7 protein-coding genes are annotated in these 6,256 nt (G+C 58.0%); 4 read left to right on the top strand and 3 right to left on the bottom strand.

Features of this window, described 5'->3' with window-relative positions:
- Together AC14IB_RS06570 and AC14IB_RS06565 are read left to right on the top strand one after the other, a co-directional pair.
- Positions 1 to 604, top strand: a 604-nt coding sequence (locus AC14IB_RS06570) for an MBG domain-containing protein (protein ID WP_484231125.1), incomplete at its 5' end; no start/stop codon positions are given.
- 2 nt (positions 605 to 606) lie between these two features.
- Positions 607 to 2,286, top strand: coding sequence for a ShlB/FhaC/HecB family hemolysin secretion/activation protein (locus AC14IB_RS06565; protein WP_484231124.1), 1,680 nt, complete (start codon positions 607 to 609; stop codon positions 2,284 to 2,286).
- Between the two features lie 39 nt (positions 2,287 to 2,325).
- On the opposite strand, the gene AC14IB_RS06560 is transcribed toward AC14IB_RS06565, so the two are convergent.
- The gene (locus tag AC14IB_RS06560; RefSeq protein ID WP_484231123.1) at positions 2,326 to 2,724 is read right to left on the bottom strand and encodes a hypothetical protein; all 399 of its coding nucleotides are present in this window, start codon (positions 2,722 to 2,724) and stop codon (positions 2,326 to 2,328) included.
- 101 nt (positions 2,725 to 2,825) lie between these two features.
- Between AC14IB_RS06560 and hemE the strand changes: the two genes are divergently transcribed.
- Together hemE and AC14IB_RS06550 are read left to right on the top strand one after the other, a co-directional pair.
- Complete coding sequence (hemE, locus tag AC14IB_RS06555; RefSeq protein ID WP_484231122.1) at positions 2,826 to 3,896, top strand: uroporphyrinogen decarboxylase; 1,071 nt, start codon at positions 2,826 to 2,828, stop codon at positions 3,894 to 3,896.
- 61 nt (positions 3,897 to 3,957) lie between these two features.
- Positions 3,958 to 5,634 (top strand): ABC1 kinase family protein, encoded by a 1,677-nt coding sequence (locus AC14IB_RS06550; RefSeq protein WP_484231121.1) that lies wholly within the window; start codon positions 3,958 to 3,960, stop codon positions 5,632 to 5,634.
- Positions 5,635 to 5,645: 11 nt separating this feature from the next.
- On the opposite strand, the gene AC14IB_RS06545 is transcribed toward AC14IB_RS06550, so the two are convergent.
- On the bottom strand, positions 5,646 to 5,942 hold the full coding sequence (locus AC14IB_RS06545; RefSeq protein WP_484231120.1) for a HigA family addiction module antitoxin: 297 nt from the start codon (positions 5,940 to 5,942) through the stop codon (positions 5,646 to 5,648).
- Positions 5,942 to 6,220, bottom strand: coding sequence for a type II toxin-antitoxin system RelE/ParE family toxin (locus AC14IB_RS06540; RefSeq protein ID WP_484231119.1), 279 nt, complete (start codon positions 6,218 to 6,220; stop codon positions 5,942 to 5,944). Before AC14IB_RS06540 ends, AC14IB_RS06545 begins: the two co-directional genes overlap by 1 nt.
- Between the last annotated feature and the right edge of the window lie 36 nt (positions 6,221 to 6,256).

The raw sequence follows: 6,256 nt of genomic DNA, 5'->3' as shown, positions 1-6,256 counted from the left end.
GGCTGACCAGAGCAAGGTCACCTTGGGCAACACCGGTGCAACCTTTAGCGACAAGGACGCAGAAGCGAACAAGACGGTGACCCTGAACGGCACTTCGCTGAGCGGTGTGGAAGCCAAGAACTACATTCTGGCCACAACCCCGGTCACGACCACGGCCGACATCACCAAACTCGGCGGCGTAAAAGTCATTGCCGATAAGCAGTCCAAGACCGTTGGCGCAGCTGACCCCAAGCTGACGTTTACTGTCACGGGCTTACTTGACGGTGATGTACTGGCAGGTTCACTCACGCGTGAAGCGGGTGAGGCCGCGGGCTTGTATGACATTACGCAAGGCAGCTTGGCTAACGAGAACTATCTCATCGATGGCTTCACGCCAGCCCAGCTCACCATCAGCCAGCCGATTGCCGATGTGGCCATTGCCAATGCCCAAACTCTAGAGCCCAAACTCGACCTGCAAATCGAGCAAGAGGCGATGGAGGAGCGCAGCGGCGATGTTGCACCGTTCATCATCGCGGCAAATCAAACCCGTGCCAGCGGCCCGGCCCAGCTCATCGTGGTTAACGGCGGCATTAAATTGCCAGCTGGTCAGCAGGAAGAGAATTAATCATGACCTTGTTCAAGGATGCGTTCATGTTGCACACCCGTACCCCGCTGGCCTCCGCGCTGTCGCTGGCCTTGGCGTTGCCCCTGTTGAGCAGTGCCACGCTGGCTAACGCAGCACTCCCCGGCATCGCCCCCGACGCTGGCCGCCTCACTCGCGAACTGCAAGCGCCGGTGAAAGCACCCACACCCGGCGTTACCGTGGCGCTACCGTCAGTCAGTCGCGATAGCGTGATGGCCGGTGGCCCAGCCGTGGTCTTAAAGTCCGTGAACTTCACCGGCAACACCGTGTTCACGACAGCTCAACTGCAAGCCTTTGTGCAGCCAGCCTTGGGTCAATCACTCGACCTCGCCGCGCTGTACAACTTGGCTGATCAGGTGTCGGCGTACTACCGCGACCAAGGCTATGCTTTCGCCAAGGTCTTTGTGCCGCAAAACGGATTTCGCGATGGTGTGCTGACCTTACAGGTGTTTGAAGGCAACTACGGTGCCCGCACCGCCAAGGCCGACAGCCCGCGCCGCTCTGCGCAAGCGCAGCGCTTCCTGAAACCCTTGAAAGCGGGCACCCCCATCTACGCCCCAGACTTGGAGCGCCAAACCCTCATCCTCGATGACCAGCCCGGCTATGATGTATTACCCGTTATCAAGCCCGGCAGCGCCATCGGCACCGGTGATCTCGAGGTCACCCTCACGCCGACGCCTAAGGTCAGCGGCAATGTCAGCGTGAGCAACCACGGCAATCGCTACACCGGCTACTACCAAGCCCGTGCCAATGTGGTCATTAACAGCCCCCTGATGTTCGGTGACCAACTCACTTACAGCGTCATGGCCAGCGATGCCCGCCTGAACTCAGCCAATGTCGGCTACAGCCTGCCGCTCGGCGGCAGTGGTCTGCGCGCTACGGCCAGCTACAGCAGCACGGCCTATCGCCTGGGTCGTGAGTTCGCCAACCTGCAAGCCAGTGGCCGTGCTCAGACCACTGCTGCGGGCATCAGCTATCCGCTCATTCGCAGCCGCACCGCCAACCTCACGGCCTCGCTGCAAAGCCAACACAAACGCTTCTTCGATGAACAGCAGTCGGTGAATGCCCGCCAATCCCGCCAAAGCAAAAGCACGGTGCTAGGCCTCAACTTTGATCGCAGCGATCGCCGTGGTGTGACCTATGGCCAAGTGGAATGGGCTAACGGTCGCTTCAGCGGCCCCGTACCCGACCTGGCGCTCACCAATGGCCGCTTCAGCCGCCTCAACGCCGATGTGGTGCGCCTGCAGCGCGTGTTCGACAACCTCAGTGTCTATGCCCGCATCAACGCCCAGCGCGCCGGTGAGAACCTCGACAGCTCAGAGAGCTTCAGCATCGGTGGCCCGAACTCGGTACGCGCTTATGTCACTGGCGAAGGCACCGGCGATGAAGGCCAACTCGGCCAGTTCGAAGTACGCTACCAAGCCAGCAGCAAGCTCGCCCCGTTCGTCTTCTTCGATGCTGGTCGCGTTCGCCTAGAGCACAAGCCCACCAATGCCGGTAAAAACCGTCGCAGCCTCACCGGTGCCGGTGCGGGTGTTCGCTACAGCCTCGGCCCGCTCAATGTGGAAGGGGTGCTGGCTCACCGTCTCACCGGCGGAGAACCCGAGACCGACCCGCGCGACAACGCCATCACGGCCTGGTTGGTGTTGAGCTATGCGTTTTAATTAGAGAGCGGAGGAATGATTGTCGAGAGTAAAGATGCCTTACTTCCGACAATCATTCCCCTGCGTTTTCCAGCTCAGAATCGTTTTTGCCTTATCCACTTCAAAGTAAGTTTGGCAGCGCAACAAACCCACACGATCACCAAAGCCAAAACCCACGCCGGTACCAAAACCACTACCGCGTGAGCCGGTAAATATTGACGTTGAAATGGTGGGTGCCACGGTATAGCTACCTTGCTTATCCCAGACATACACGAGATTGCCGGTCGGCGATTCAAAGCTGCCCGATGGGTAGCCCCAGGCGTCCATCACCACCTTAATGTTGGAGCCGACCCAGCCTTGCAGTTCATTTTCGTAGCGTTCGCGGGTGGCGCAGCCGGTCAACACCAGTGCGCCAAGGACGAGGGCGAGTGCGTTGCGAATAGTCTTCGTGCGTTGCATGACGAATCTCCTGCTGCGTAGCGAATGTCAAATCGTGCGAATGCTACAATAGCCCTAAAATGGCTGCACATCGAGTGCACGAACCTGTCTTGAGAGTATCCATGTCTGACTTGAAGAATGACCGCTTTCTGCGCGCTTTGCTGCGACAACCGGTAGATCGCACGCCCGTTTGGATGATGCGCCAAGCCGGACGCTACTTGCCCGAGTACCGTGCAACGCGCGCTCAGGCCGGCGACTTCATGAAGCTCATGATGAATCCGCAGCTGGCCTGCGAAGTGACCTTGCAGCCGCTGGATCGCTACCCGCTGGACGCCGCCATTCTGTTCTCCGACATTCTCACCATTCCCGATGCCATGGGGCTGGGCCTGTATTTCGAGACCGGCGAAGGTCCACGATTTGCTAAGACCGTGCGCTCACAGGCAGACGTTGATGCGCTGCCCATTCCCGATCCCGAAAAAGACCTCGGCTACGTTATGGATGCCGTGCGCACGATTCGCCGCGAGCTCAATGGCCGCGTGCCGCTGATTGGCTTTGCCGGCAGCCCGTGGACGCTGGCGACCTATATGGTCGAAGGCGGCTCATCGAAGGATTTCCGCGCGGCGAAGACGCTGATGGTGACGCAGCCTGCCGTGCTGCACGCGTTGCTGGCCAAGCTCGCGCAATCGGTCACGTCTTATTTGAATGCGCAGATTTTGGCGGGTGCACAAGCTGTGCAGATCTTCGATTCCTGGGGCGGCGCACTGTCGCACGCGGCGTATCAGGAGTTCTCGCTCGCTTATATGCAGCAGATCGTCAACGGACTCATTAGTGAACATGATGGTCGTCGCGTACCGGTGATTCTGTTCACCAAGGGCGGTGGGCAGTGGCTGGAGGCGATGGCCGAGACGGGTGCCGATGCCCTCGGCCTGGACTGGACCACCGACCTAGGCCAAGCGCGTCAGCGCGTGGGCAGCCGTGTTGCGTTACAAGGCAACATGGACCCATCCATGCTGTTTGCACCACCGGCGCGTATTCATGACGAAGTGGCGCGCATTCTCAGTAGCTACGGTCAGGGCAGTGGTCATGTCTTCAATTTGGGGCATGGCATCGATCAGCATGTCGATCCTGCTCACGCTGGCGCGTTTATTAACGCCGTGGTCGAGCTGTCGGGGGCGTATCACGCTGCTCTTTAAGTAGAACCGCCTAAGTTCCGCTACACTCGGGGCATAACGAGAAAAATCGGGATGCCCCTTCATGAATTTCTTTTCCAGTGCGCGTGAGTTTGGCCGCCTGCGCGAGCTTATCTCCATCCTGCTTAAATATGGCTTTGATGACCTGGTGCGCTGGCTGCATCTAGAGAATCGTGCCGGCTTACTAAAGCGTTGGTTGCGCCAAGATCTGCCCCCCGATATTCGCCGCTTGCCCAGCGAAGCCCGTGCTCGATTAGCCTTGGAAGCCATGGGGCCGACCTTCGTGAAGCTCGGCCAAATTCTCGCTACACGCGTGGATTTGCTGCCAGCCGAATGGATTACCGAATTAGAGAAGCTCCAGGATCAAGCCGCTGCCGTGCCTTTTTCCCAGCTTAAGCAGCAATTGGAACGCAGTTTGGGTGCCAAGGTCAGCGCCTGCTTCCGTGAAATCGATGAAAAGCCGGTGGGTACGGCCTCCATGGCTCAGGTGTATCGGGCGGTGACGCCGATTGGCCAAGAGGTGGTGCTGAAAATTCGCCGCCCGGGTGTGGAAGAAAAGATTCAGGCAGACCTGCGGCTATTGCGCAAATTGGCCGAGATTGCTGAGGCGCAATCGCCAGAGTTACGGCGCTATCAGCCCATTGAAATTGTGCAGGAATTCGAGGCGTCATTACTGCGCGAGCTGGACTTTACGGTGGAGGCGCGCAGTGCCGATCGCATGCGGGAAAACCTGCGTCATTTAGATTGGCTGGTGGTGCCGCGTATCTATTGGGAATGGACGTGCGAAGACTTGAACGTGCAGGAGTTTATTCGCGGGATTCCGGCGAAAAGTATTGAAGAAATTGATCGAGCTGGACTGAATCGCAAACTTATTGCCCGTCGGGGAGCGCAGGCGATCTGGAAAATGATGCTGGAGGACGGGCTCTTTCATGCCGACCCGCACCCTGGCAACTTCCTCATTCTGCCCGGTAGCCGCATCGCCATGCTCGATTTCGGCATGGTCGGCAAGCTCACCGCGACGCGGCGCGATCAGCTCATCCGCATGATTCGCGGTGTGGCCCTGCAAGAGCCCGATACCGTCACCCAAGTCTTGGTTGAGTGGTCGGCGGGGCGATACATCAATCGCGAAGGTCTGCTCTCGGAAGTGACCACGCTGATTGAGCAATTTGATGGTGTTCCCATGGCGGAGCTCGACATTACGGCCTTGCTCAATGCCATCGCGGCGGTGTTGCGTAATTACAATTTGCGCTTGCCCAGTGAGTTAACACTGCTGGCCAAGGCCTGTGTGACCTTGGAGGGTTTCGGTCGCCTTATAGATCCGAACTTTCAACTCATGGACGAGGCCATGCCGTTGCTTAGGCGCACATTGGCGAATCGCTACAGCCCAAAAGTGCTGGCCCGTGCCGTGCGTTCGCGCGCGTTGGATGCGGTGGAGCGACTGTATCACCCGGGCACGCAAGGGTTGCATGGCAACGGCGGCAACTATGCCGGGCCGCCGCCTATGCAAGTTGAGGAGCTATCCAAACTGGTTAATCGCTTAGAGCGCGCCAGCCATCGCCAAGCCCGCGCCGTGCTCTTGGCGGGCCTGTTTTTGGTCAGTGGCATGATGATGCAGCTCGAGCAAGGGCCGCATATTTTGGGCATGCACGTGTTGGGCTTGCTCAGCCTTATCGGCTGTACTGGTTATTGGCTGTGGATGCTCACGCAGCTGTGGTGGACGGAGCGTGGGCATCGCGATTGATGCCCTAAAACCTAAGCAACAAACTGAATGCTTTCGTATTCGCTGAGGTCTATTTGTTGGCGAGCGAGCCATAGGTTGTAGTTGTCCTGCATTAGCAACCAGCTTTCTGGCGACCGTCCGAGCACCTTGGAGAGCTTGAGCGCCATTGCAGGAGATACATCGGTCTTGCCATTAATGAGCCGGCTCACGAGTCCTGGGCTCACTTTCAGCTGGCGTGATAACGCATTCGAACCTAACGCGAAAGGTTCCATGTAAACGCGAGCAATAAATTCGCCGGGGTGCATGGGCTTGTGCTGTTGAATAGTCATTAGTGGTAATCCTCGTAACTCACTACATAAGCGTGGCTATCGATAAATTCAAAGACGACACGCCAATTGCCGCTCACCGTAATTGACCATTGCCCGGCTCGATTGCCTTTCAGTTCGTGCAAGCGCCAGCCTGGCAAGTCCATGTCGTCGATCATCGTCGCGGTATGCAAGGCTTGTAATCGTTCTTCCAAGCGACGCACATGACTCGGCTGAATACCTGTGGTGCTTCCCGTGGTGAAGAACTTTTCCAATCCCTTGTGCTTGAAGCTCTTGATCATGATGCCATCCTGGCAGATTGTTTACTGATGTGCAAC

The organism is Perlucidibaca sp. (genome assembly GCF_057084925.1).
The sequence above is the reverse complement of the archived record's forward strand: the minus strand, read 5'-3'. Positions and strand labels throughout refer to the sequence as shown.